General features: G+C 47.5%; 23 protein-coding genes and 1 other annotated feature. Of the genes, 21 read left to right on the plus strand and 2 right to left on the minus strand.

What is annotated here, in order from left to right; all coding sequences use genetic code 11:
- The first annotated feature begins 184 nt into the window (after positions 1 to 184).
- From KTH90_RS13575 to KTH90_RS13605, 7 genes are all read left to right on the plus strand, one after another.
- The gene (locus tag KTH90_RS13575; protein ID WP_158353683.1) at positions 185 to 952 is read left to right on the plus strand and encodes a DeoR/GlpR family DNA-binding transcription regulator; all 768 of its coding nucleotides are present in this window, start codon (positions 185 to 187) and stop codon (positions 950 to 952) included.
- A 93-nt stretch (positions 953 to 1,045) separates the two neighbouring features.
- Positions 1,046 to 2,470, plus strand: coding sequence for a rhamnulokinase (locus tag KTH90_RS13580; protein ID WP_158353685.1), 1,425 nt, complete (start codon positions 1,046 to 1,048; stop codon positions 2,468 to 2,470).
- A 278-nt stretch (positions 2,471 to 2,748) separates the two neighbouring features.
- The gene (locus KTH90_RS13585; protein WP_158353687.1) at positions 2,749 to 3,351 is read left to right on the plus strand and encodes a DivIVA domain-containing protein; all 603 of its coding nucleotides are present in this window, start codon (positions 2,749 to 2,751) and stop codon (positions 3,349 to 3,351) included.
- A 196-nt stretch (positions 3,352 to 3,547) separates the two neighbouring features.
- Positions 3,548 to 4,894 carry a DUF512 domain-containing protein gene (locus KTH90_RS13590; RefSeq protein ID WP_158353689.1) on the plus strand — a complete coding sequence of 449 codons (1,347 nt, stop codon included), beginning with the start codon at positions 3,548 to 3,550 and terminating at the stop codon, positions 4,892 to 4,894.
- Positions 4,887 to 6,215, plus strand: coding sequence for a ribosome biogenesis GTPase Der (gene der / locus KTH90_RS13595; protein WP_158353691.1), 1,329 nt, complete (start codon positions 4,887 to 4,889; stop codon positions 6,213 to 6,215). Before KTH90_RS13590 ends, der begins: the two co-directional genes overlap by 8 nt.
- Complete coding sequence (gene plsY / locus KTH90_RS13600; RefSeq protein ID WP_158353693.1) at positions 6,215 to 6,859, plus strand: glycerol-3-phosphate 1-O-acyltransferase PlsY; 645 nt, start codon at positions 6,215 to 6,217, stop codon at positions 6,857 to 6,859. The genes der and plsY overlap by 1 nt, the downstream gene beginning before the upstream one ends.
- Positions 6,860 to 6,922: 63 nt before the next feature.
- Positions 6,923 to 7,933 (plus strand): NAD(P)H-dependent glycerol-3-phosphate dehydrogenase, encoded by a 1,011-nt coding sequence (locus KTH90_RS13605; RefSeq protein WP_158353695.1) that lies wholly within the window; start codon positions 6,923 to 6,925, stop codon positions 7,931 to 7,933.
- Positions 7,934 to 8,074: 141 nt separating this feature from the next.
- Here KTH90_RS13605 and KTH90_RS13610 read toward each other — a convergent pair whose 3' ends face one another.
- On the minus strand, positions 8,075 to 9,454 hold the full coding sequence (locus tag KTH90_RS13610; protein WP_158353697.1) for a TrpB-like pyridoxal phosphate-dependent enzyme: 1,380 nt from the start codon (positions 9,452 to 9,454) through the stop codon (positions 8,075 to 8,077).
- 250 nt (positions 9,455 to 9,704) lie between these two features.
- Positions 9,705 to 9,961 (minus strand) — a binding site (T-box leader).
- 87 nt (positions 9,962 to 10,048) lie between these two features.
- Positions 10,049 to 10,921, minus strand: coding sequence for an EamA family transporter (locus KTH90_RS13615; protein ID WP_158353699.1), 873 nt, complete (start codon positions 10,919 to 10,921; stop codon positions 10,049 to 10,051).
- Between the two features lie 157 nt (positions 10,922 to 11,078).
- On the opposite strand from KTH90_RS13615, the gene KTH90_RS13620 reads away from it, so the two are divergent.
- The 14 genes from KTH90_RS13620 to KTH90_RS13685 all read left to right on the plus strand — a co-directional run bounded on the left by KTH90_RS13620 (position 11,079) and on the right by KTH90_RS13685 (position 25,023).
- Entirely contained in the window at positions 11,079 to 11,582 is a 504-nt protein-coding gene (locus tag KTH90_RS13620) for an RNA polymerase sigma factor (RefSeq protein WP_158353701.1), read from the plus strand.
- 17 nt (positions 11,583 to 11,599) lie between these two features.
- Positions 11,600 to 13,651 (plus strand): beta-propeller domain-containing protein, encoded by a 2,052-nt coding sequence (locus KTH90_RS13625; RefSeq protein WP_158353703.1) that lies wholly within the window; start codon positions 11,600 to 11,602, stop codon positions 13,649 to 13,651.
- 474 nt (positions 13,652 to 14,125) lie between these two features.
- Entirely contained in the window at positions 14,126 to 14,824 is a 699-nt protein-coding gene (gene vanR / locus KTH90_RS13630) for a VanR-ABDEGLN family response regulator transcription factor (protein WP_158353705.1), read from the plus strand.
- Complete coding sequence (gene vanS, locus KTH90_RS13635; RefSeq protein WP_158353707.1) at positions 14,817 to 15,938, plus strand: vancomycin resistance histidine kinase VanS; 1,122 nt, start codon at positions 14,817 to 14,819, stop codon at positions 15,936 to 15,938. Before vanR ends, vanS begins: the two co-directional genes overlap by 8 nt.
- 100 nt (positions 15,939 to 16,038) lie before the next feature.
- Entirely contained in the window at positions 16,039 to 16,884 is an 846-nt protein-coding gene (locus KTH90_RS13640; protein WP_158353709.1) for an SAM hydrolase/SAM-dependent halogenase family protein, read from the plus strand.
- Positions 16,885 to 16,996: 112 nt separating this feature from the next.
- On the plus strand, positions 16,997 to 17,659 hold the full coding sequence (locus KTH90_RS13645) for a site-2 protease family protein (RefSeq protein WP_158353711.1): 663 nt from the start codon (positions 16,997 to 16,999) through the stop codon (positions 17,657 to 17,659).
- 41 nt (positions 17,660 to 17,700) lie between these two features.
- Positions 17,701 to 18,612, plus strand: coding sequence for a glucose 1-dehydrogenase (locus KTH90_RS13650; RefSeq protein WP_330656010.1), 912 nt, complete (start codon positions 17,701 to 17,703; stop codon positions 18,610 to 18,612).
- Positions 18,613 to 18,720: 108 nt separating this feature from the next.
- On the plus strand, positions 18,721 to 19,401 hold the full coding sequence (locus KTH90_RS13655; protein ID WP_158353712.1) for a response regulator transcription factor: 681 nt from the start codon (positions 18,721 to 18,723) through the stop codon (positions 19,399 to 19,401).
- Entirely contained in the window at positions 19,398 to 20,393 is a 996-nt protein-coding gene (locus KTH90_RS13660; RefSeq protein ID WP_158353714.1) for a sensor histidine kinase, read from the plus strand. The genes KTH90_RS13655 and KTH90_RS13660 overlap by 4 nt, the downstream gene beginning before the upstream one ends.
- 80 nt (positions 20,394 to 20,473) lie before the next feature.
- Complete coding sequence (locus tag KTH90_RS13665; protein WP_158353716.1) at positions 20,474 to 20,911, plus strand: hypothetical protein; 438 nt, start codon at positions 20,474 to 20,476, stop codon at positions 20,909 to 20,911.
- A gap of 171 nt (positions 20,912 to 21,082) precedes the next feature.
- On the plus strand, positions 21,083 to 21,574 hold the full coding sequence (locus KTH90_RS13670; RefSeq protein WP_158353718.1) for a CarD family transcriptional regulator: 492 nt from the start codon (positions 21,083 to 21,085) through the stop codon (positions 21,572 to 21,574).
- A 192-nt stretch (positions 21,575 to 21,766) separates the two neighbouring features.
- Entirely contained in the window at positions 21,767 to 21,979 is a 213-nt protein-coding gene (locus KTH90_RS13675) for a cold-shock protein (protein WP_158353720.1), read from the plus strand.
- 295 nt (positions 21,980 to 22,274) lie between these two features.
- Positions 22,275 to 23,042, plus strand: a complete 768-nt coding sequence (locus tag KTH90_RS13680) for an ABC transporter ATP-binding protein (RefSeq protein WP_158353722.1) — start codon at positions 22,275 to 22,277, stop codon at positions 23,040 to 23,042.
- Positions 23,035 to 25,023 carry an ABC transporter permease gene (locus KTH90_RS13685; protein ID WP_158353724.1) on the plus strand — a complete coding sequence of 663 codons (1,989 nt, stop codon included), beginning with the start codon at positions 23,035 to 23,037 and terminating at the stop codon, positions 25,021 to 25,023. Before KTH90_RS13680 ends, KTH90_RS13685 begins: the two co-directional genes overlap by 8 nt.
- The last annotated feature ends 193 nt before the right edge of the window (positions 25,024 to 25,216 follow it).

Raw genomic sequence — 25,216 nt, forward strand, 5'->3', positions numbered from 1 at the left:
TCAAACAAAGTGGGATATTTATTCTATTATCCCATATGTTTATCCTTAACTAACTGACATTGGCCGTGAATAGTAACCATAGACAGGAAAAAATAAAGAAAATAACAAAAAAACACTATAAATATCAGTGGAAATATGTTATAATACCATAAAATACAACAAGAACAAAAGGGGAGGGCCGCAAATGCTTGCCATCGAACGGAAAAACGAAATATTGGCAACCCTGCAAAAAGAGCAAAGGGTTCTGGTGACCGAATTAAGTCAGCGCTATAACGTTACGGAAGAGACCATCCGCCGGGATCTGGAGAAACTGGAGAAGGAAGGGTTTGTAAAAAAGACGTATGGTGGTGCGGTGTTGAACTCTAACACGAATCTGGATTTGCCGCTTCGCATCCGGGAAAAGAATAATCAGGAAGAAAAGGAAAAGATCGCATCGAGAGTGGCCGATATGATCGAAGAAGGGGACAGCCTGATGTTAGACGCCTCCTCCACCTCCCTGATGATTGCCAAGAAGTTAAAAAAATTAAAAAAGCTGACGGTAATCACCAACGCAGTCGAAGTTCTGATCGAATTATCCGGTCAGGAGGGAATCAAAGTAATTTCAACGGGAGGGGTCTTAAGGGACGCGTCCCTGTCTCTGGTTGGAAAAAGCGCGGAACGCACATTGGAAAATTACAATGCTGATATCGCCATCATTTCTTGTAAAGGATTGGATCTGAAACGGGGTGTGACAGAATCCAACGAAGAAGAGGCGGAAATCAAACGGGCCATGCGCCGCTGCGCAACACAGACCTTTTTGGCAATGGACAGCAGTAAGTTCAACCGGGCATCCTTTGTCCGTACGACTGATTTAAAATCCGGTGACACACTGGTCACCGACAAGCTGGATGAAGAATGGAGACGAATTCTGATCGACAAAGGCATCCGGCTGGTCACCTGTGGAGATGAATAAAACCATACAGGCCATTAGCTGTGCAGCTATAACTACCCACTTACTGCAGAAACAAAAGCACGGCTGAAATAAAGAAAAGGAGAGATATGTACAATGAGCGAACCTATTTACAATTTGGCATTTGATTTTGGAGCTTCCAGCGGGAGAATGATTTTAAGCAAATTCCAGGATGGAAAAATTGAACTGGAGGAATTACACCGTTTTTACAATGAGCCGGTATGGGTGGGAAAGGTTTTCTATTGGGATACCTTCCGGATGTATCACGAACTGAAAACAGGACTGAAAAAAGCCGCAGCCAGAAAAATCCCGATAAAGAGTATGGGAATCGACACCTGGGGCGTAGACTATTGTCTGTTGGACAAAGAGGGAAATGTGATCGGTAATCCGATCCACTACAGGGACGACCGCACGGAACATGCCATAGAAGAGGTCGGCAAGATCGTTCCGCTGGAAGAATTATATGGCACCACGGGAATTCAGTTCATGAATTTCAACACGATTTTCCAGCTGTATGCAGATATGCAGATGAGACCCGACATATACGAAAAAGCAGATAAAATCCTGCTGATGCCCGATATGTTTGGCTATTTCCTTACCGGAAAGAAATATAACGAATATACGGAACTCAGTACCGGCCAGGTGCTGGATGCCAAGAACAGAATACTGGACGTGGATCTGTTGAAAAAAGTGGGAATCCGTCCGGAATTATTCTGCGAGATGGTAGCTCCCGGCACCATCATCGGAGATCTGAGTGAACAGGTGGTAGATGAAACCGGTATATCCGGTGTGAAAATGATTGCGGTTGGCAGTCATGATACAGCGTCCGCGGTAGCCGGAACGCCTTTTGAGGACAGAGACGCCGCATTCTTAAGCTGCGGTACCTGGTCCCTGCTGGGAATGGAACTGGATGAGCCTATCCTGACAAAAGAATCCTACGAATATAACTACACCAACGAAGGCGGTGTGGAAGGCAAGATCCGTTATCTGAAAAACATCAACGGTTTGTGGGTAATGCAGAACCTGCGCAGGAACTGGTGTGAGTTCGAGGGAGAGGTATCTTTCCCTGACATTATCGCAGCCGCCAAAGCAGCCAAACGCCAGGATTTCCACATCAACCCCAATGATCCCAGATTCAACGCTCCTTACAATATGATGAAGGAAGTAATCGGATACTGTGAAGATCACGGACAGGGAACACCGGAAGGCTTAGGAGAGATCGCCATGGCGATCTACAACGGCCTGACCTATGAATATAAGAAGACCATCGAAGATCTGGAACTCTTGACCGGGAAAACCATCTCCTGCATCAATATGGTGGGCGGCGGTATCCAGGATCAGCTGCTGTGTGAACTGACTGCGAAGCAGACCGGTAAAAAAGTCGTGGCCGGACCTACGGAAGGCTCTGTTCTGGGCAACGTAGTTATGCAGTTAAAGGCTCTGGGCTATATTTCATCCCTGGAAGAAGGCCGGGCTATCGTGAAGAATTCTTTTGAACAGAAGGTACATATGCCTCAGTAACTGCGAGGGGACTGGCTCCTTTCGGCAGAAAAGCAAAACGGTAAGATACTAAGGGAGAAAGGTGCCTGTCCCCGGATGTCGGCTTATTCGAGTCAACTTCCGGGGACAGGCATTTTCTCTATTGCTATTCCTTGAAAGAATAGCAAATAAAAAGATATTATTCTCAGATTATTGACAGTTTTCCTTATTTTTCTTATTATAGTAGAAGATAGATATAAAAATGTTGAAAATAGAGATAACCGAATGAAAAGACGGGATCGGGAGGATGGACGGCTTTTATGAAAATTACAGCGCAGAAGATATTGAAAAAAGAGTTTGACCGCAAGATGAAAGGATATTCCCCCATCGAAGTGGATCAGTTCCTGGATGAGATTATTGCTTCCATGGAAGAGGAAGAAAAAGAATATAAGGCAGGTTTAAGCGCTCTTCAGACACAGATTGATGGTTTGGTCAGTGAAAAGGCAGCACTGGAGGCCCGGATTGATGAGCTGAAGGCTCAGCAGGAGGAAGATAAGAAAAATCAGCTGCTTTTAAAAAAAGCGTTGGCCATGTCGAAGAAAAAAGAGCAGGATTACATGGAGAAAGCGCAGGAAAAGGTTAAATCACTGATGGACGCGGCGCATAGCGCTGCGGATCAGGTGAACCGGGAGGCACAGACCAAGGCCAGGCAGATCGTGCTGGAGGCGAATGAGTCGGCAAAGAAAACGGAGTCTGAAGTGGAGGACCGGGTCCGTATGATGCGCGCGATGATTGAGAATCAGCAGACCTCCGTGCGGGAAAGTCATAAGAAATATGCGGAGATTGTCCAGTCTCAGAAAAAACTGCTGGAGCAGTATGAGGATCTGGAGAAGGCCATGGAAGCGATCTCATTTAGAAAATAAATCACCGGTCAGGAGATTAGGACGGCGGATTTAAACAACGATCCTCTTAACCCAGTACAGCGGATGCGTTCTGAGTTCAGAGGATTTTGTATGTCGGGGTGGAAGGCTGTCATCGGCTTGTTTATTGTCTGACGGAATGGATATGCTATAATGAATAGATATGTAAGACGCAGTAATTGCACCACTGGAGGTAAACATGAAAGATAAAAAACGGGGCCACAAGATTTATCAGCTTGTTCCGGGAAGTATCGCTGAGGAGCTGGAGCTGGAACCGGGAGATCTTCTGATCAGTGTGAATGGACAGGAGATCGGAGATGTATTTGATTATCAGTATATGATTGAAGAGGAAGAACTGACGGTATTGGTCGAGAAGGCTGACGGAGAAGAATGGGAGCTGGAGATCGAGAAGGATGAGGACGAGGATCTGGGTATCGTTTTTGAAAATGGCCTGATGGATGAGTACCGGTCCTGCCGGAATAAATGTGTGTTCTGTTTTGTCGACCAGATGCCGCCGAATATGCGGGAGACCCTGTACTTTAAGGATGATGACAGCCGTTTGTCGTTTTTGCAGGGGAATTATGTGACACTGACGAATATGAGCGATCATGATCTGGACCGAATTATCCGCTACCGCATGGAGCCGATTAATGTGTCAATTCATACGATGAATCCGGACCTTAGGTGTAAATTGCTGAATAACCGTTTTGCCGGAGAGGCGTTAGCGAAGCTTGAGAGGCTGTATGAGGCCGGGATTCAGATGAATGGGCAGATCGTGCTCTGCAAGGGGCTTAATGACGGCGAAGAGCTGGAATATACGATTGAAAAAATGACGGGGTATCTGCCCTGTCTGCAAAGCGTGTCGATTGTTCCGGTCGGCCTTACGCGCTTCCGGGATGGGCTTGCGCCGCTTACATCCTTTTCTAAAGAAGATGCCAAAGAGGTGCTGGGCGTGATTCGCAGGTGGCAGGAGAAGATTTACCGGGAACATGGAGTACATTTTATCCACGCGGGGGATGAATGGTATATTATGGCCGGGGAGCCGATACCGGAGGAAGAGGCTTATGATGGCTATCTACAGCTGGAGAACGGGGTTGGCATGGTAAGGCTGCTGCTTAATGAGGTGCGGGAGGAACTGGAAACCATGGCCGGAGACGACCGGAGGGTTCATGTATCCGTCGCCAGCGGGGAGCTGATTCAGGATTATTTAAAGGAAATTATGGCACAGATTCAGCATAAATTCCCGGGAGTGCAGGTAGATCTGTATTCGATTAAGAATGAATTTTTTGGAGGAAAGATTACCGTATCCGGACTACTTACGGGTCGGGATTTAAAAAATCAGCTGCTCGGGCGGGAACTGGGCGAACGGCTGCTTCTGCCCTGTAACATGTTTCGCAGCGGGGAAGAGGTTTTCCTGGATGATATCACCAGACAGGAGCTTTCGGAGACTTTACAAGTGCCGATAGATATTGTACAATCAAGCGGAGCGGATCTCGTCCGGAGTATTATAAGGACAGACCCTATGAATGGAGGAAGTTATGAGTAAACCGGTTGTGGCCATTGTAGGCCGGCCCAATGTGGGCAAATCGACCCTGTTTAATGTTCTGGCAGGGGATAATATAGCGATCGTAAAGGATACGCCCGGCGTAACCAGAGATAGAATTTATGCGGATGTAAATTGGCTGGACTATCATTTTACCCTGATCGATACCGGCGGAATCGAGCCGGAGAGCAAGGATATCATTCTTTCCCAGATGCGGGAGCAGGCACAGATCGCCATCGATACGGCGGATGTGATTATTTTTCTGACGGATGTGCGCCAGGGACTGGTGGATGCGGATGCGAAGGTGGCGGATATGCTCCGGCGCTCCCACAAACCGGTGGTTCTGGCTGTCAATAAAGTGGATAATTTTGATAAGTTTCTGCCGGATGTCTATGAGTTTTATAATCTGGGGATCGGGGAACCGATGCCGGTGTCCGGCGCTTCCAGGCTTGGAATCGGGGATATGCTGGATGCTGTGGTCGGCCATTTTACGCCCGAGCAGTTAGAGCAGGAGGAAGATGAGCGGCCCAGGATCGCGATAGTAGGAAAGCCCAACGTGGGAAAATCCTCTCTGATCAATAAACTGCTTGGGGAAAAGCGCCTTCTGGTCTCTGACATCGCGGGCACCACCCGGGACGCCGTGGATACGGAGGTGACCTGGGAAGGGAAACCTTATGTGTTTATCGATACGGCAGGGCTTAGAAGAAAGAACAAGATCAAAGAAGAACTGGAGCGCTACAGCATTATCCGGGCGGTTACGGCTGTGGAGCGGGCGGATGTGGTGATCCTGGTGATTGACGCCACCGAAGGGGTCACGGAGCAGGATGCTAAGATCGCTGGTATTGCCCATGAACGGGGAAAAGGTATCATCATTGCTGTGAACAAATGGGATGCGGTGGAGAAGAACGATAAGACCATCTATGAATATACCAACCGGATCCGTGAAGTGCTGGCTTTTATGTCCTATGCGGAAATCCTGTTTATCTCTGCGCAGACCGGGCAGCGTCTGCCGAAACTGTTTGAGATGATTGATGTGGTGATTGAAAACCATTCGCTGCGCGTATCCACCGGAGTATTAAATGAGATTATGACTGAGGCGGTCGCCTTGCAGCAGCCGCCTTCGGATAAAGGGAAGAGACTGAAACTATATTATATGACTCAGGTATCAGTGAAGCCTCCGACTTTTGTCATCTTTGTCAACGACAAGGAACTGATGCATTTTTCCTATCAGCGGTATCTGGAAAATAAAATCCGGGAAGCTTTTGGGTTCCGGGGAACGTCCCTGAAGTTCTTTATCAGAGAGAGGAAGGAGAAGGATCAGTAATGGGTGTGAGAATTATCTGTGTGGTGATCGGCTATCTGTTCGGTCTGTTCCAGACCGGTTATTTTTATGGAAAGGCTCATGGCATTGATATCAGGCAGCACGGCAGCGGCAATGCCGGCACAACCAACGCGCTTCGGACTCTGGGAAAAAAGGCCGGGGCCATTACCCTGCTGGGAGACGCGTTTAAATGTGTGGTGGCAGTCGTTGCCACTTGGCTGCTGTTCCACAATTCCCAGGCGGATATCATGCCGCTTCTGAACCTGTATACCGGCGCCGGCGTTGTGCTGGGGCATAACTATCCGTTTTATTTGAAATTTAAGGGCGGTAAGGGGATCGCAGCCACAGGGGGCCTGATTGTTGCCTTTAACCTGCCCATGGCCGGAATCGGCCTGGTCACTTTCGCGCTGGGTTATGGAATTACCAAATATGTATCGGTTGGTTCTTTGCTGGTTGTAACCGGATTTTTAGTTGAACTGATCGTTTTCGGCCAGATGGGCTGGTTTGGCATGAGTGAGGCACATCGGATCGAATTATACATAGTGGGTGCGTTTCTGACATTATTGGCGGTCTGGCGGCATAGAGAGAATATTAAGAGACTGATTCACGGTACGGAAAATAAAACCTATCTTAGCAAAAAGAACTAAAGATTACCGGATCTGCGGGGAGAGGGGAGCAGGGAGTATAAAATATGGAAGGGAAGGTTTCATATGGCAAAAATTAGTATCATCGGAGCAGGAAGCTGGGGAACAGCTTTAGCATGGATGTTAAATCGCAGCGGACATGAGTTGACGATCTGGTCGATCATTCCGGCGGAAGTGGAGATGCTTAAGAATAACAGGGAGCATAGGGATAAGCTTCCGGGGGTACATCTGCCGGAGAGTATCCGGATTACCGGTGACCTGAAGCAGGCGGTTATGGACAGAGAGGTGCTGGTACTGGCGGTGCCTTCCGTATATACCAGAAGTACGGCTCATTCCATGAGTATCTATGTGTCCGAAGGGCAGCGGATCGTCAATGTGGCCAAAGGGATCGAAGAAAAGACGCTGTTTACCTTAAGCGATATTATCGAGGAAGAAATTCCCCAGGCGGATGTAGCGGTACTTTCCGGGCCAAGCCATGCGGAGGAAGTGGGGCGGGGGCTCCCTACCACCTGTGTCATAGGAGCCCACACCAGAAAAACGGCGGAATACCTTCAGAATATCTTTATGAACGAAGCGTTCCGAGTCTATACAAGCCCGGATATGCTTGGGATCGAGCTGGGAGGCGCGTTGAAAAATGTAATCGCCCTGGCCGCCGGTATCGCGGATGGCCTTGGATATGGCGATAACACCAAAGCCGCACTTATTACCCGTGGAATGACAGAGATCGCGAGACTTGGCATGAAGATGGGTGGAAAACTGGAGACTTTCTCTGGATTGAGCGGAATCGGTGATCTGATCGTCACCTGTGCCAGCAAGCACAGCCGGAACCGCAGAGCGGGATTTTTAATCGGACAGGGTTATACGATGCAGGCCGCTATGGATGAGGTGAAGATGGTGGTGGAAGGCGTCTACTCTGCCAAAGCTGCTGTAGGGCTGGCCCAGAAATACCAGGTCGAGATGCCGATCATCGAGCAGGTCAATCAGGTCCTGTTTGACGGTAAACCTGCCGCAGAAGCGGTGAGGGATCTGATGATCCGGGATAAGAAGATCGAACACAGTGACCTGCCGTGGGAATAGAAGCGGTTAAGGCCGTTTTAATCGCAGTCAGATTATAAAAATAGAAGAGCCTTACCTATTGAATGAGATAGAGACGCTGGGACAGAATAGATCAAAATTTCTGTTCCGGCGGCTCTAAATATTAAATTTCTGGAAAAATACTTATTCCTGAATACCTGGTATTTTCGGAAGGCCCGCAAAGCCCGGTTCTAATTCCTCATCCGTAGGGATGTAGTCATTCATGGATTTATTTAAGTAAGCGGAGTAAGCCATCATATCGAAGTAACCTGTTCCGGTAAGGCCGAACAGAATAGTCTTGGCTTCCCCGGTCTCTTTACATTTCTTAGCTTCCTCCATAGCTCCATAGATCGCGTGTGCGGATTCCGGTGCAGGGAGGATCGTTTCCTGTTTGGCGAAGAAGGTGGCAGCTTCGAACACCTTTGTCTGTTCCACGGAAATAGCATCCATATAACCGTCATGATACAGTTTTGAGAGAATCGGAGACATGCCATGGTAGCGGAGGCCTCCGGCGTGGTTGGCGGAAGGAATAAAATCGCAGCCCAGTGTATACATGCGGGCCATAGGGGTTACCCGGCCGGTATCACAGAAATCATAGGCATAACGTCCCCTGGTCAGAGAAGGGCAGGAGGCGGGCTCCACTGCAATGAAGCGGGGGTTGGTTTTACCCAGCAGTTTATCCTGCATAAAAGGTGCAATAAGGCCGCCCAGATTGGAACCGCCGCCGGCACAGCCGATGACCACATCCGGATACTCATCCAGCATTTCCATTGCCATTTTGCTCTCCAGCCCGATGATGGACTGATGGAGCAGCACCTGGTTCAGAACGGAACCCAGAACATATTTATAACCGGGAGTGGAGACTGCTTTTTCCACCGCCTCGGAGATCGCACATCCCAGGCTGCCGGTTGTATCGGGATGCTCTTTTAAAATCGCCCGGCCCACGTTGGTGGTATCACTGGGGCTTGGGATAATGCTTGCGTCAAAGGTTTCGATCACCGATTTGCGGAATGGTTTCTGCTCGTAAGAGCATTTTACCATATATACGGTCAGAGGAAGATGATAATAAGAGCAGGCTTCCGCCAGCGCGGTTCCCCACTGGCCGGCTCCGGTCTCGGTCGTCAGCCCTTTCAGCCCCTGTTCCTTGGCATAATAAGCCTGGGCGATGGCTGAATTCAGTTTATGGCTTCCGGAAGTATTATTCCCCTCGAACTTATAATAGATTTTTGCCGGGGTATCCAGCGCTTTTTCCAGATTATACGCCCGGATCAGAGGAGAAGGGCGGTACATTTTATAGAAATCCTGGATTTCTTCCGGGATATCGATATAGCGGGTTTCACCGTCCAGCTCCTGGTGGGCCAGCTTCTCGCAGAATACAGGATACAGATCCTCTTCTGTCACCGGTTTAAAAGTGGCGGGATTCAGGATCGGGTCCGGCTGTTCCTTCATATCAGCCCTTAGATTATACCATTGTTTGGGCATCTGCTCCTCAGTTAAATAAAGTCTGTGCGGTACTTTTGCCATAATAAAAACTCCTTTCATGTTTAAGTTACATTGTTGTTCCAGATAAACCTGGAGTTTCATTGTTCCAATTACGTGAAATCCGCCGCAATATGCGGAGCGTTTTTTGTTTTATAAGAGCTCTTTCCTATGAAATAAAAAATAGTAGCGCTCGAAAAAGCCTCGCTGACTATTTTTCATGCATCGCACGTAAGTGCCTAAAATACAGGCACTAAGTGCTCATAGAAATAAAAAAAGCCCATGTCCTCTGTTTTACAGGGACAAAAGCTTGTAATATGCTTCTGCGGTACCACCCGGTTTGATGATGAATCATCCGCTCGCTTCAGACACGAATATGTCTGTTCCATGGATAACGGGCGGAATTCCCGTCGGGCATTACTGGATACTATCGTATCGTTCTTCCCGACCTCATAAGTCCATTCAACATCCATCTGGTTATCTTCTCACACCAACCGAAGACTCTCTGAAACCAAACTACAGATATCTACTCCTCTTACTCAACGGTTTCACTGTTCTATTTTTAATTTAGTATATTTGCAAATCCAGGATTTGTCAATAAAATTTTATAAAAATATTTCTCCCCAATATTCATGAAATTCAAATCAGCAGCAGAAGCGTACCCACAGTGATCATAACCAGTCCGGCCGCCGATTTCCTGTTCAATCGTTCTTTGAATACAAAGTAGGAGAAAGCGATAGTAACCAGGATACTCAATTTATCAATGGGGACGACCACACTGGCAAAACCAGTTTGCAGCGCGCGATAGTAGCAAAGCCAGGAGCCGCCGGTTGCAAAACCGGACAGAATCAGGAAGATCCAGCTTTTTTTGTCAATTCGCCGGATCGTATGCTGCTTATTCGTTACGAAAACCACAATCCACGCCATGATCAAAACGACAACGGTTCGTATGGCGGTTCCCAGGGTGGAATCCACGCCTTCGATACCGATTTTGCCCAAGATGGAGGTAAGACTGGCAAAGACGGCGGAGCCAGAGGCAAAAAGGATCCAGCTGTGGTTTTTGACAGGATCATTGGCGGAATCCCGGCTGTGGTACTGTTTTTTGGTCATCAGATAGGTGCCTGCTGCGATCAGGAGCATGCAGAAGCCCTTCATAGGTGTGATAGGCTCCCCCAGCAGGAGAAAGGCCATCAGCATGGTTAGTATGGTGCTGCATTTATCGATGGGTGTGACCTTATTCAAATCGCCCAGCTGCAGTGCTTTAAAATAACATAACCACGATGCACCGGTGGCGATGCCGGACAGGATCAGAAAAATAAGTGTTTTATTACTGAGACGGGTGATATCTGCCTGCACCCCGGCAATGAAAACCATGATCCAGGAAAAAATCAGAACAACGCAGGTTCGCAGCGCAGTAGCTACATTGGAATCTGTATTTTTGATACCGCATTTGGCTAAGATTGCTGTGATTCCGGCAAATAATGCGGATGCAAAGGCAAACAAAATCCACACGGCGGATCCCTCCTCCTTTGTTACGGTTTATTGTAATTAGTATACTACTTATGGAAGAAGTGGAGCAAGGTGCGATATAAAAATTTAGAAAATAGATGCAACAGAAACGCAGATCGGGTACACTTAAAGTATATACGGAAGAAGCGGGGGTGAACATATGGAGATTAATCCCGAAATCGTAAAGCAGGCTAAGGCATCGGATGCGGCCGCATTCGCCGAATTATACGAATCGGTATACAAGGATTTGTACCGCTTCGCTTATTATACGCTGAAACATCCCCAGGACGCTGAGGATGTGGTCAGTGAGACGGTGATCGATGCCTACCGGGGAATCCACCGACTGCGCAGTGAGGAAGCTTTTCAGGGATGGATTTTCAAAATATTATCAAATAAATGCAAGAGGAAATTAAAAGAATATGTGGGGAAAACACTTCCTTTGGACGAGACTCTGCCGCTGCCGGAGGCGGATTATGCCACCGGTTATGACATGCATACGGCTTTTTCACAATTGGCGGATGATGAGAGGCTGATCGTATCCATGGCCGTATTCGGCGGATATACCAGCAAGGAGATCGGAAGGATTCTACATATGAATGATAATACCGTACGGTCCAGACAAAGCCGTGCTTTAGCGAAGCTGAAGAAAAAACTGGAGTCGTAGAAAGGAGGAATCTGGCTATGGACGAGAAAAAAATGCTGGAACAGATCAGACGCGCGGCCGAAGATGTGGAAATACCCGCGCATCTGAGGCCGGAAGCGGTCGATAATATTATTAATTCAACAAGTAAAGGTAAAAAAGTACACAGACATATTTACCAATACGGAATGGCCGCCGCGGCCTGCCTGGTTGTGGTAGCCGCTGTATGGCTCGGCGGAAATACACAAAAAAGCGGACCGGAGAGTGCGCAGATGGCCAGGGACGCCACTTCCGCCGGTGCGGCAGCTCCAGCTGCAGCGGCGGATAGCGCAGCCGGATCGAAAGCAGACGCTAAAGCGGTGGACTCACCGATTCCCACTCCGGACAGCTATGAAGATCTGTATGAGAAAGTGTTAAATGCAAAAAAACAGCAGGTGCAGCAGGTAAAAGAGGCAGCTTCGGATCTGGGGATGGATTACGACGGCGCAGCCGGTGCTGCGGATGGCATGGCCGGAGGGGCGGAGGAATCCGCTGTCCAAGGTGCGGCCAAGTATGAAGCGGCAGCCAATGTTCAGGATGATCGGGGGTTTTCCACCACAAATCTTCAGGTCCGTGCGGTTGATGAAGGAGATATTATTAAGAATGACGGCCAGTATCTCTATATCGCGGATACGCTGGACAACACATTTCAGATCGTCCGTGCGGATGGATCCCAGATGACAAAGACTGCAGAATTGTCCATGACACAAAAAATGGATTCGATCTATGAATTCTATGTGACGGGAGATACGCTGACGATTATCGGATCTTCCTCCCAGGCTTCCCTGGAGCAAAACACCTCGGACGATGTCTATCGGACAGTGCTGTCGAACCAGACGATAGCCGTCACCTATGATATCCGGGACCGAAGCATGCCAAGCGAGATCGGGTCGGTCACCCAGGATGGATACTACGAGACATCCCGGCGGAACGGGAACTATCTCTATTTATTTACCAACTATTATAAAGATGAACTTCCGGCCTATCCCGCACAGTATGACGGTTATATCCCAGCCGTAAACGGAAAACTGCTGACCGCGGATTGCATCTATCTTCCGGAATATATACAGGACAGCTCCTATCTGGTGGTATCCGGAATCGACCTGCGCAAGCCCGGCCAGATCAGCGATGCCAAGACCGTAGTGACAAATGGGCAGCACTATTATGCCAGCACAGAAAACATTTACATTGCGGAAGCACAGGGCTACGGATATGACACGAACAAAACCGAGATACTCAAATTAAATTATGCGAACGGTCAGATCACACCATCCGCGGTAGGAGTCATCAGAGGAAATCTCAATAATTCCTTCTCCATGGATGAATACAAAGGGAATCTAAGGATCGTGACCACGGCCTATGACAGCAAAGCAATGAATTCAACCAATGAACTCTATGTGCTGGATGAAAATCTGGAAACCATCGGAGAGATCAAAGGTCTGGCCAAAGGGGAACAGATCTATTCTGCCAGATTTTTCGGTGACACCGGATACTTTGTAACCTATCGTGAGACAGACCCTCTGTTTTCAGTAGATCTGTCCGATCCCGAGAACCCGAAAGTGATGGGCGAGCTGAAAGTGACAGGCTTCTCCAACTATCTGCATTTCTACAGCGACCATCTGCTCCTGGGGCTGGGGGAAGAGACCGATCCGAAAACAGGCAATCATCTGGGGCTAAAACTGTCCATGTTTGATATCTCCGATCCGGAGAATGTAGTGGAGGTGCATAAATATGTATTGCAAGACTATAATTATGCAGATGCGTGGTACAATTATAAAGAAATGCTTATCGATCCGGAAAAAAATATTTTTGGCTTTGCTGGATATGGCAATCGAAAAGGAGATTCTGTAATCGACTATCTGGTCTTTTCCTACGATCCGGAAAAAGGATTTATCAACAGACTTGTCTACAGCGAGGAAGAAAACGAAAGCGGAAAACTGCGCGGAGCTTACATCGGTAATACCTTCTATGTAATCCAGCCTTTTGGGGAAACCAGTATCGCTTCCTTCAATATGGGGGATAAGTTTACTAAGTCCGGGACTTATAGTCAGTAAGGGGGGCTTTATAGGGGCCGGGACCCGGCAGGGCGCAAACAGGAAGCGGCGGCGGGATGGAGCCGGCAGGCGTAGACCGCTAAATGCATCGGGCCAACATTATAATATCTTTTTCCTCATCCACAAGATATCCTGATGTTGGCCCACAAGCATTTAGCAGCCAACGTCTGCCGGCTCCATCCCACCGCCGCTTCCTGTATGCGCCCTGCCGGATCCTGCCCTGGTAAAGGATTCGGTTCTATGGTCTTTTGGATGAGAATGGCAGGAACAAATCGCGGGATGACAATTGCGTAGTTCTGTTGTATAATGATACCCTAGTGAAGAGGTATTGAATTTGATTTTGGGCTTGTAGATGAATGATTGAACAGATAGAAATTTAAGGAAAGTTTAAGAATAATGCAAGTATTTGGTAACAAAAACAGTCAGGGAATCTGTTAAAATAGGAATAGTGGGTAAAAGAGGATGGTGAGTGTAATGGAAAAAACAAATATACTGGTTGTGGATGATGAGAGAGAAATTGCGGACTTTATCGAGGTCTATCTTCAGAATGAGGATTACCGGGTATTTAAGTTTTATAATGGGCAGGAGGCATTAGCGTGTACTGAAAAGGAAACGCTGGATCTGGCGATTCTGGACGTTATGCTGCCTGATATCGATGGGTTTACCATCTGCCGTAAGATCCGGGAGAAATATAATTTTCCGGTCATAATGCTGACGGCGAAGGACGACGAACTGGACAAGATTACCGGCCTGACGTTGGGGGCGGATGACTATATCACAAAGCCTTTCCGGCCGTTGGAGCTCATCGCCCGCGTGAAGGCACAGCTCCGCAGATTTACAAAATATAATACCATGCAGCCGGAAATGGATGAAAACATCCTGGCATTTTCCGGGCTGGTCTTAAATAAAGAAAAACATGAATGCCAGTTAAATGAGCGTTCCCTTTCCCTTACTCCCACGGAATTTTCGATCCTGTGGGTCCTGTGTGAAAACCGGGGTAAGGTGGTCAGCTCCGAGGACCTCTTCCAGCAGGTATGGGGAGAGAAGTATTTTGGCAACAGCAATAATACTGTAATGGTACATATCCGTCATCTCAGGGAAAAGATGAAGGATTCTTCCGATCACCCGAAATATATTAAAACTGTGTGGGGAGTAGGATATAAGATTGAATAAAGAATTCGGCAGGCTGAAACGGAAAATCTTATTTCAAATATTTTTAATCGGAGTGGGCGCCATAGTAATAGGGGCCCTTCTTCAGTATATCCTGATCGATGGAATTCTGCAGGAACCCTTCGCGGAAGGTTTCGTCGCGCTGTGCCAGCGGCTGTTCCACCTGGACTATTATGGAGCGGTCGGTATCTACCAGGCGATCTTCCGGGCCAACAAGACCTTCTATATGATGGCGGGTTTAAGTCTTTTGCTGCTTCTGATGTTCTATTATGCCATGACAAAATTCATGCATTATTTTAAAGAGATCAGCGCAGGTGTGGAACAGCTGGCGGAAGAATCCAAAGAAGAGATCCAGCTCTCGCCGGAACTGGATTTTATGGAAAAACATTTAAACGACGTAAAGCAGAAATTAGAAAAGCGGGAACAGGATGCCCTGGAAAGCGAACAGAGAAAGAATGATCTGGTGGTCTATCTGGCCCATGATATTAAGACACCGCTGACTTCCGTCATTGGATATCTAAGCCTTCTGGACGAGGCAAAAGACATGCCGGAAGAACAGCGGGAGAAATATGTCTCCGTGACCCTGGAAAAGGCATACCGACTGGAACAGCTGATCAATGAGTTCTTCGAGATCACCCGCTTCAACCTGCAGGCTATGGTGCTGAACAAAGAGCCGATTAACTTAAGCTTCATGCTGGCACAGATGGCTGACGAGTTCTATCCGATGCTGGAGGAAGGCGGGAGAACCGCGGTACTGGATGTGGAAGATAATCTTACCGTATCCGGAGACCCGGATAAGCTAGCCCGTGTATTTAATAACATTTTAAAAAACGCTGTCGCCTACAGCGAGCCCGGCAGTATGATCGATATCCACGCCCGCCGGGAAGAATCCTGCATCATCGTCCTGTTCTCCAACCGGGGAAAGACCATACCGGCTGCTAAACTGGAGGCCATATTCGAGAAATTTTACCGTCTGGATTCCGCCCGCTCCAGCGATACCGGAGGCGCGGGCCTGGGACTGGCTATCGCAAAAGAAATTATAGTTGCCCACGGGGGCAATATTACCGCCGAAAGCAGGCAGGGAATCACCACTTTTACGGTCGAACTTCCTGTTTGATGATGATACGCCTGCCAAGAGCGCCGGATCTGGGATTGAAGTTTTGCAGAGGATGGGGTATGCTAGGAAAAATAGGTTTATCAGAGAGGAGTACGATATTATGAAGCCGATTCTGGTTTTTCAGACGGATTTTACTTATAAGGAGGGAGCTGTTTCCTCCATGTATGGCGTGGTGAAAAGTGTGGACAGGGAGTTAGAGATTATGGATGGCTCCCATGAACTGCCCAAGTTCGACACGTGGAGCGCCAGTTACCGATTGTATCAGAGCCTGCAGTTTTGGCCGGAGGGGACGATCTATGTATCAGTGGTGGATCCTGGGGTTGGTACCGGGAGAAAGGCCTGTGTGGCCCGGACCGTGGACGGATATTATGTAGTGAGTCCGGATAACGGTTCTTTGACGCATGTGAAGAAGTGCATCGGAATCGAAGCGGTGAGGGAGATTGATGAGACGGTGAACCGTTTGAAAGGGAAGGGAACGGAGGGAACCAGTGTGTTCCACGGACGGGATCTGTTCGGTTATACGGCAGCCAGGCTGGGGAGCGGAGTGATCGATTTTGAAGGTGTGGGACCAGAGTATCCGGTGGAGGAGATCGTGGAGCACCCGATTCTGGAACCGGTGACGGAACAGGGCAGTGTGAGAGGAATCTTTGAGATTGATGACCCGAACTTCGGCAATCTCTGGACGAATATCCCTTTCGATGCGTTTGAGCGGGCAGGGTTCCATTATGATGACCATGTCAGGATGACGGTTTGCCATGATGGAAATGTAGTGCTGAAAGAGACGGTTCGGTTTGAGAAGAGCTTCGGATATGTGGATAAAGGAAGTACGGTAATCTACACGAACGAATTGATGAGGATCGCGCTGGCGGTCAGCCAGGGCAGCTTTTGTGAAAAGTATCAGATGGGTTTTGGACCGGAATGGACAGTAGAGTTCTGCCGGGTATGACTGGCCTCCTATGGGGTGGAAGAAGTGATTACGAACTGTCCCGATGTGAACGTACAGGTAATTGGGAGCTTATAAAGCGGCATAAGAGGGATAAAGGAGGAAATAAGGAATTATGAGAGGATTGATCAGCAGTCCTGCGGAACTGCTTTTTGCATTGGTCTATACACTGCCGGCAGTTTTGCTGGCGGTATCACTTCACGAGTTTGCGCATGGATTCGTCTCCTATAAGCTGGGGGACCCGACGCCGAAAAGCGATGGAAGACTGTCGCTGAATCCGTTTCATCATCTGGATCTGATCGGGACTTTGTGTCTGCTGGTATTTCATTTCGGCTGGGCGAAGCCGGTTCAGGTGAATCCCAGGTATTATAAGAATCCAAAGGCTGGGATGGCGGTCACGGCCCTGGCGGGACCGATTATGAATTTCCTGGTGGCTTTTGCGGGGGTGCTGGGAATGGGTATCCTCTATCGGGCGACTGGAGGATATGGCGGAAAAGTGACGCAGTATTTTTTTAATCTGTTTCAGTATATCGCGATTATCAATATTGGCCTGGGCAGTTTTAACCTCATCCCGATCCCCCCTCTGGACGGATCCAAGGTTCTGGGGGCGGTATTGCCTTCCAGGATTTATTTTAAATATATGAGATATGAGCGTTACGGCTCTATTTTATTGATTGTCCTACTATTTGTGGGCGTTTTGTCCATACCGCTGAATTTTGTGCAGCAGGGAATTTTCAGCGGAATGTGGAATGTAATGAGATTGATCGTTGGTATTTGATAAATCAGGCGCATATAATCTATAGAATGTTTTGGAAAAGGATGAGAAGAATGTATCCGGTCTATGATTATATGGGCAGTAAAGAAGTATGTGAGATCGTACACAAGACATTTCCTCCGCAGCATCAGGAGAGCCAGCCCGGTTTTGAGTATCTGATGAGCCCTCCGCCGATATCTGCGCCGTTCGGGGAGCGTGGATGCCGGCGTCTGGAAGGACGGACGGCGGTGATCACAGGAGGGGACAGCGGAATCGGACGGGCGGTTGCATATGCCTATGCAGCGGAAGGGGCCCGGGTGCTGATCGCGTATCTGGATGAACACCAGGATGCGCAGAGGACAAAACAGCTGATCGAAGAGACAGGCGGTCAATGCGAGCTGGCGGCGGGAGACCTGGGACGCCCGGAGGTGGCGGCGATGGTGGCCGAGACTGCCATGGAACGGTTTGGATCCATTGATATTCTGGTGAATAACATTGCCGTTCAGTTTTTAAAAAACAGCATACTGGAAATCAGTAAGCAGCAGTTGGAGCTGACGTTTCGGACGAATGTCTTTTCGTATTTTTATATGATACAGGCGGCGCTTCCTAAGATGAAAAGCGGCGGGGTGATCATCAATACGGCATCAGTGACCGCCTTTACAGGGGGGCCCAGGCTGCTGGATTACAGTGCCTCAAAAGGGGCGGTTGTTTCGCTGACAAGATCTTTGGCGCTGTCCCTGGTAAAACAGGGAATCAGGGTAAATGCTGTGGCTCCCGGTCCGGTATGGACACCGCTGATCCCGGCGTCTTATTCTGCCGAAGAGGTGGAAACCTTTGGAAGCGGTACGTCGGGAGTTCCCATGGGCCGGGCAGCACAGCCGTTTGAGATCGCCGCTTCCTATGTATTTCTGGCTTCGGATGAGTCCAGATATATGACAGGACAGATTCTCCATCCAAACGGAGGAGAGATTGTCTGAGTGAGAGGGGAGATTGTCAGCGTGCGGGCTGGAAAATAGAGCAACCGCATATAGGGAGAACAGAAACCAACAGAAAAATAGTTAAGAGACTTGCAGGGAGGGATAGCCTTGTACCGGATACTGATTGTAGAAGATGATAAAACGATAGCGGATACGCTGACGGGGCATTTGTGTAAATGGGGATATGAGGCAAGGGCCGTGGATGATTTTGACCGGGTTATGGAAATTTTTACTGCATTTGATCCTCAGCTGGTTCTGATGGACATCGTGCTGCCGTTTTATAACGGATATCACTGGTGTTCGCAGATACGCAGTATTTCCAAAGTACCCGTCATCTTCCTGTCTTCCGCCAGTGATAATATGAATATTATTATGGCGGTAAATATGGGAGGGGATGACTTCATCGCGAAGCCTTTTGATTTGGATGTGGTCGTTGCGAAGATTCAGGCCATGCTTCGCAGGACTTATTCTTTTCAGGGACAGGTGAATATTCTGGAACACCGGGGAGCGGTTTTGAATCTTGGAGATGCCAGCCTAACCTTTGAGGGGCAGAAAACGGAACTGACGAAAAATGATTTTCGGATTCTGGAAGTTCTCATGTCCCAGAAGGGGAATGTGGTGTCCAGGGAAGACCTTATGAAGAAGCTCTGGAACGATGACTGCTTTATCGATGATAATACGCTGACGGTGAACGTCAACCGGCTGCGCAAGAAACTGGATGAGATCGGACTGATTGATTTTATCGCAACGAAAAAAGGGATTGGATATATGGTGGGAGAACAACAATGATATTCTGGGCTTATATCAGGGCACGGGTGAAAAGTATCGTCTGTATGGCGGTTATTTTAATTATTTTTGGTATCGTCTATTTTCTGGCAGACATCCCAATGGACATTTATCTGTACAGCCTGCAGCTGGGCGCCGCATTCCTGCTGATCGCGGCCGGGGTGGACTACTGCCATTTTCTGAAAAAACATCAGTGCCTGACGGAATTCTCCGATCTGCCTCACCCTGAACTAAGGCAGCTGCCGGCAGCTGCTGATATTTTGGAACAGGACTATCAGGATATTCTGGAACGTATGATGAGAATCAATAAGGATTTAGTCACCCAGAGCGATCAGAAATATACGGACAGCCGGGAATACTATATGATGTGGGCGCATCAGATTAAGACGCCCCTGTCGGCCCTGAAGCTTTTGCTGCAGTTAGAGGGAAACTTAAGAGAGCAGGGGGAACTGGAGCAGGAAGTATTTAAGATCGAACAGTATGTGGAACTGGCTCTGCAATATGTCCGCCTGGATCATATGGAAAATGATCTGGAATTAAGAGAATATGACCTTAAGAAACTGGTCCGCCAGACTGTAAAGAAATATTCGGTTATCTTTATCAATAAGAAACTTACCATAGATATTGAAGGGGTGTACGGCAAAGTTCTTACAGATGAGAAATGGCTGTCCCTGATTCTGGAGCAGCTTCTCTCCAATGCTCTGAAATATACGAATCAGGGCGGAATCCGCTTCTATATGGAGCCGGACAAGGAGAATACGCTGGTTATTCAGGATACCGGTATCGGAATCCGGGAAGAGGATGTATACCGCATTTTCGAGCGTGGATTCACTGGATATAATGGGCGCATGGACAAAAAATCAACGGGAATCGGCTTATATCTGTGTAAAAAAGCGGCGGACCAGCTGGGCCACAAAATCCGCATAGAATCTAAGGTTGGAGTAGGTACGAAGGTTATGCTGGATCTCAGATCGGATCAATTAGAATTATTTTAAAAAATAATTGAAACTTTTTTCGGATCTATATCGTCTAATATTTGTAAACAAAAAAAGCAGGTAAAAAAGGAGACGATATTATGAAGAAATTAATCGCAGTTTTAGGAATCACGATGTTAATGGTTGGAGGGATCACAGCCTGTGGTTCCAAAGATGACAATAAAGGCACAGAGAACCCGCAGCAGACCGAGGCCCCGGCCGCAGCACCGGAAGCTGCAAAGGCTCCGGAATCGGCAGTCCCTACGCAGGGAGAAACAGCAGACACCAACACCACTGACGGTCAGACAGAGGGAGCCGAAGCGCAGGAGGAGAAAACCTTTACCGGTATTGTGGATGAAGTAAAACAGGGTATGCTGATCACAGTGGCTACGGAAGACGATTCAAATGCTTATGTATTCGGGCTGGAAGGCGATGTTACAGCAAAGGTTGGCGATAAAGTCAAAGTGACTTATACAGGCGGTAACCTGGAAGATATGGAAGGCAATCTGGTGGCGACCAAGATTGAAGTTTTGAAGTAGATGCAGGATACTAACTGCGCAGAATTTGTGCATGGGATGTGTGCCTAAAAGGAAAGATTAGCATTTCTGCGAAAAATGTGTTATAATAAAGAAGCAGCTGGCTATTTCGATAATCCGAAAGGTTGTTGAAATAGCCTTTTTCTTTTTGAGTAACAGAAAGTAGGGATGTAAATGTTTCAAATTAACGATGTGATAGTTTATGAAAACGGCGGTGTGTGTACGATAAAAGATATCGGCGTACCGGAATTTCTCCATACGGATATCCAGTACTATACGATGCAGCCGGTCTGCGACATGGGCCGGACGATCTACGTAAAGACGAAAGATAATAAGGCATATATGAGAACGATCGTGTCCAGGGACGAGGCGGAAGAATACCTGACAGAGCTGCCGGCTATGGTGGGTGTATATAATGAAGATGATAAAATAAGAGATAAGGAATTCGGCAGTATATTAAAATCCTGTGAATGCTCCCGGTGCTTTCGGATGTACAAGGGGATCAGCATCGCGCAGAACCGCAAGATTTTAAATGGGAAGAAACTGAATATGAACGATGACCGCTATTTACACAAAGTGGAGGAGCTGCTGTCGGCGGAGTATTCCGTGATATTTCATATATCTTTAGACCAGGCAAAAGAAAAGATCAGCAGCGCTCTTGAATAATTTACGAAAGAAAACGTATATATAAAAAATGTGACAATATGTTGACATCTCAAAGCCTTTGTGTTATAGTAATCCGGTAATCAATTTGAATCTGAAAGCTGGCCGGTATTTGTAAGTCATTCTTTTGATGATTTACAAATGCCGGTCAATTTTTATAAAATTGATACAAATACAAAAATGGAGGTACTGTCAATGAATAACGGTACGGTAAAATGGTTTAACTCACAAAAAGGATTTGGATTTATCACCGACGATAATGGTGGAGAAGATGTATTTGTACATTTTTCCGCTATTGTATCTGATGGTTTCAAAAGCCTGGAAGACGGACAGAAGGTTACTTACGATACAGAAACCGATCCTAAGGACAGCAGAAAATTAAAAGCTGTGAATGTACGTACGGCATAGGTTTCATCAGACTCAAAACAAATTATCCAAAGCCACAATATCCGATGCTGAGTAGAATCAACCATTTGAATATTTGTATCATTGTATAATTTTAAAAGTTTTGCAGGGCAGACCGGGGGTCTGTCCTGTTTTTTTATTCATAGAAAAGTGCTCCTATGAAATAAAAACGCTCCTCATTACCTTACAAAAGTGTAAGATTAAACTGTAAAAATGTAAGTGGAAACCATGGCATAAACGCTATATTTTTCTTATACTTAGTCTATCATTTAAAGTGAAGTCAAGGAGGAAACATGTTATGTCATTGTTGGAAGTTCATAATCTGAAAAAAATATATACGACCAGATTCGGCGGCAGCCAGGTACAGGCCCTGTCCGATGTATCCTTTACGGTAGACCAGGGAGAATATGTGGCCATTATGGGAGAGAGCGGTTCCGGCAAGACGACGCTGCTGAACATCGTCGCTTCCCTGGATAAAGCCACCAGCGGTCATGTGGTGTTAGACGGTATGGATCTGGCAAAAATCAAGGACAAGGAAATTTCCACATTCCGAAGAAAAAACCTGGGGTTTGTGTTCCAGGATTTTAATCTGCTGGATACTTTTTCGATTCAGGACAATATCTTTCTTCCGTTAGTGCTGGCCAGGAACCCTTACGAGGAGATGAAAAAACGGCTGGACCCGATCGCAAAGCAGCTGGGGATCACAGATATCCTCCCCAAATATCCCTATGAGGTTTCAGGCGGACAGAAACAGCGGGCAGCAGTGGCACGTGCTTTGATCACTACCCCGAAGTTAATCCTGGCCGATGAACCGACCGGAGCGCTGGATTCCAAAGCCTCCATGCGTCTTTTAAATATATTCTCGGAGCTGAATCAGGCAGGCCAGACGATTCTGATGGTAACCCACAGCACACAGGCCGCCAGTCACGCCAGCCGCGTCATGTTTATCAAGGACGGTATCGTCTTTAACCAGATCTACCGCGGCTCTATGAGTAATGACGAGCTGTACTCCAAGATATCCAGTACGCTGACTGTGCTGGCTACGGGAGGTGCTTCTGATGAGTAGGTTTTTCTATATCCGGATGGCCCTGACCAACCTGAAAAAAAACCGGCAGACATATTTTCCCTACCTGCTGACCTGCATCCTGACGATCTGTATGTTCTTTATCTTTCAGGTGCTGGCTCACAATGACGGACTGAATCATATGGGCGGAGGCAAGGACATGGCCACGATTCTGGGAACAGGTTCTTACATCATCGCGATTTTTGCAGTCATTTTCCTGTATTATACCAACAGTTTTCTGATTAAGCAGCGGAAGAAGGAGCTGGGACTCTACTGTATCCTGGGACTTGAGAAAAAACATGTGGCCCGCATCCTGACCTGGGAAAGCATTATGACGTATCTGGCCTGCATGATCCTGGGAATCATAAGCGGTTTCGTTTTGGGAAAACTGGTGTTCCTGGTCTTGATAAAGCTGGTTCATATCAATGTTTCTTTATCCTTTGGATTAGCGCCTGAGGCACTGCTGTCTTCCATGACCCTATTCCTGTGTATCTTCGTGCTGAACCTGGTGACGAATATTTTCCATGTCCGCATGGTGAATCCCATCGAACTGCTGCGGGGAGGAAATAAGGGAGAAAAGATCCCGAAGGTGTCCTGGTGGCTGGCCCTGGTCGGCGTGGCCTGCCTGGGAACTGGTTATTATATTGCCATTGTCACCCAGAATCCGATGGATGCTTTTGCCAAATTCTTCCTGGCCGTGATTCTGGTCATTGTGGGGACCTACGCGCTGTTTACAGCGGGCAGCATCGCGTTATTACGCATATTGAAAAATAATAAGAAATTTTTCTATAAACCCAAAAATTTTATCGCTGTATCCGGTATGGTGTACCGGATGAAACAAAATGCCGTGGGATTGGCTAATATCTGTATCTTAAGTACAATGGTTCTGGTTATGATTGCCGGATCTGTATCCCTGTACATCAGCCAGGAGAAAACCATCCGTTACCGGTTCCCCCATGATCTTCAGGTCAACAAACTGGAGAGTGAAGAACAGATCGCAGGAATCGACCGTATCCTGGAGGAAATGACAGCGGATTCGGCTGTCAGCGCTGCAGGTGAATTCTATTTTGCCTACCTGGATATTTATGCGTACAACGAAGGCGGAAAATATGGAAAGGCAGATGAGGGCAAATATGGAAACTATGTCACAGAAGACACGGACCTGCTGACCTCATTTACCATGATACCGGTGGAAGATTACAACCGGATTGAACAAAAACAGGTATCTCTGAAAGAGGATGAGGTACTGGTATTCAGTGTCAAGGATTCCATCAAGGGTAATGTATTACAGATCGGCGACGAGGAATTCCGGATACAGGAGAAACTGGAAACTTCAATTCTAGGCAAAAAAGATCCTTATGCGATGTTTAATGAGAACTTCCTGATCGTGAAGAATGAGGAAGCCGGGGACCGTATTTTCAGGGCATCCGGTATGGAGCCGGATGCTTACGGTTGGAACTTCCAGTGGAACTGTGATATCGATGGAAAGAAGGATGATTGTGTTGATTTTTCTTATGCTTTTATTGATCGGGTTCACAATGAGGTATCTTCCAGCTATGTGGATTCTATGTATACTTCCCTGAGCGGCTGGTATATGTCTTATGGCGGGATTCTGTTTATCGGTATCTTCCTGGGTATCCTCTTTATCATGGCTGCGGTTTTGATCATCTACTATAAGCAGGTTTCAGAGGGGTATGAGGATCATGAACGCTTCCTGATTATGCAGAAGGTGGGCATGAGCCACGATGAAGTGAGATCCAGTATCCGCAAGCAGGTATCCATGGTATTTTTCCTGCCCCTTGTCATGGCTGTCATCCATGTCATGTTTGCATTCCCGATGATCAGCAGACTACTGGTCATGTTTAATCTAACGGATATCCGGCTGGAATTTATCTGTACCTGTGTTACGGTTGTGGTGTTCTCGCTAGTTTATTCGCTGGTGTACATGAGGACTGCCAAGGTATATTATCGGTTAGTCAGATAGACAATCAGGACCCTTGCTGCCTGGCCTGTCAGCCAGACGGCCGGGGTCCTGACAATTCCGGGAAATGACGCGATTCGTGCCAGACGGAATTAAGTGCGGGCGGGGACGATTCATGGATTTGGGGTTTATTTTTTGGGGATTATTTGATAAGATAAAGGTGTTATGTTAGATTGTTTGTTACTGTAGGCATTAT

Source organism: Diplocloster modestus (assembly GCF_019042245.1).
Taxonomy (GTDB): domain Bacteria; phylum Bacillota; class Clostridia; order Lachnospirales; family Lachnospiraceae; genus Diplocloster; species Diplocloster modestus.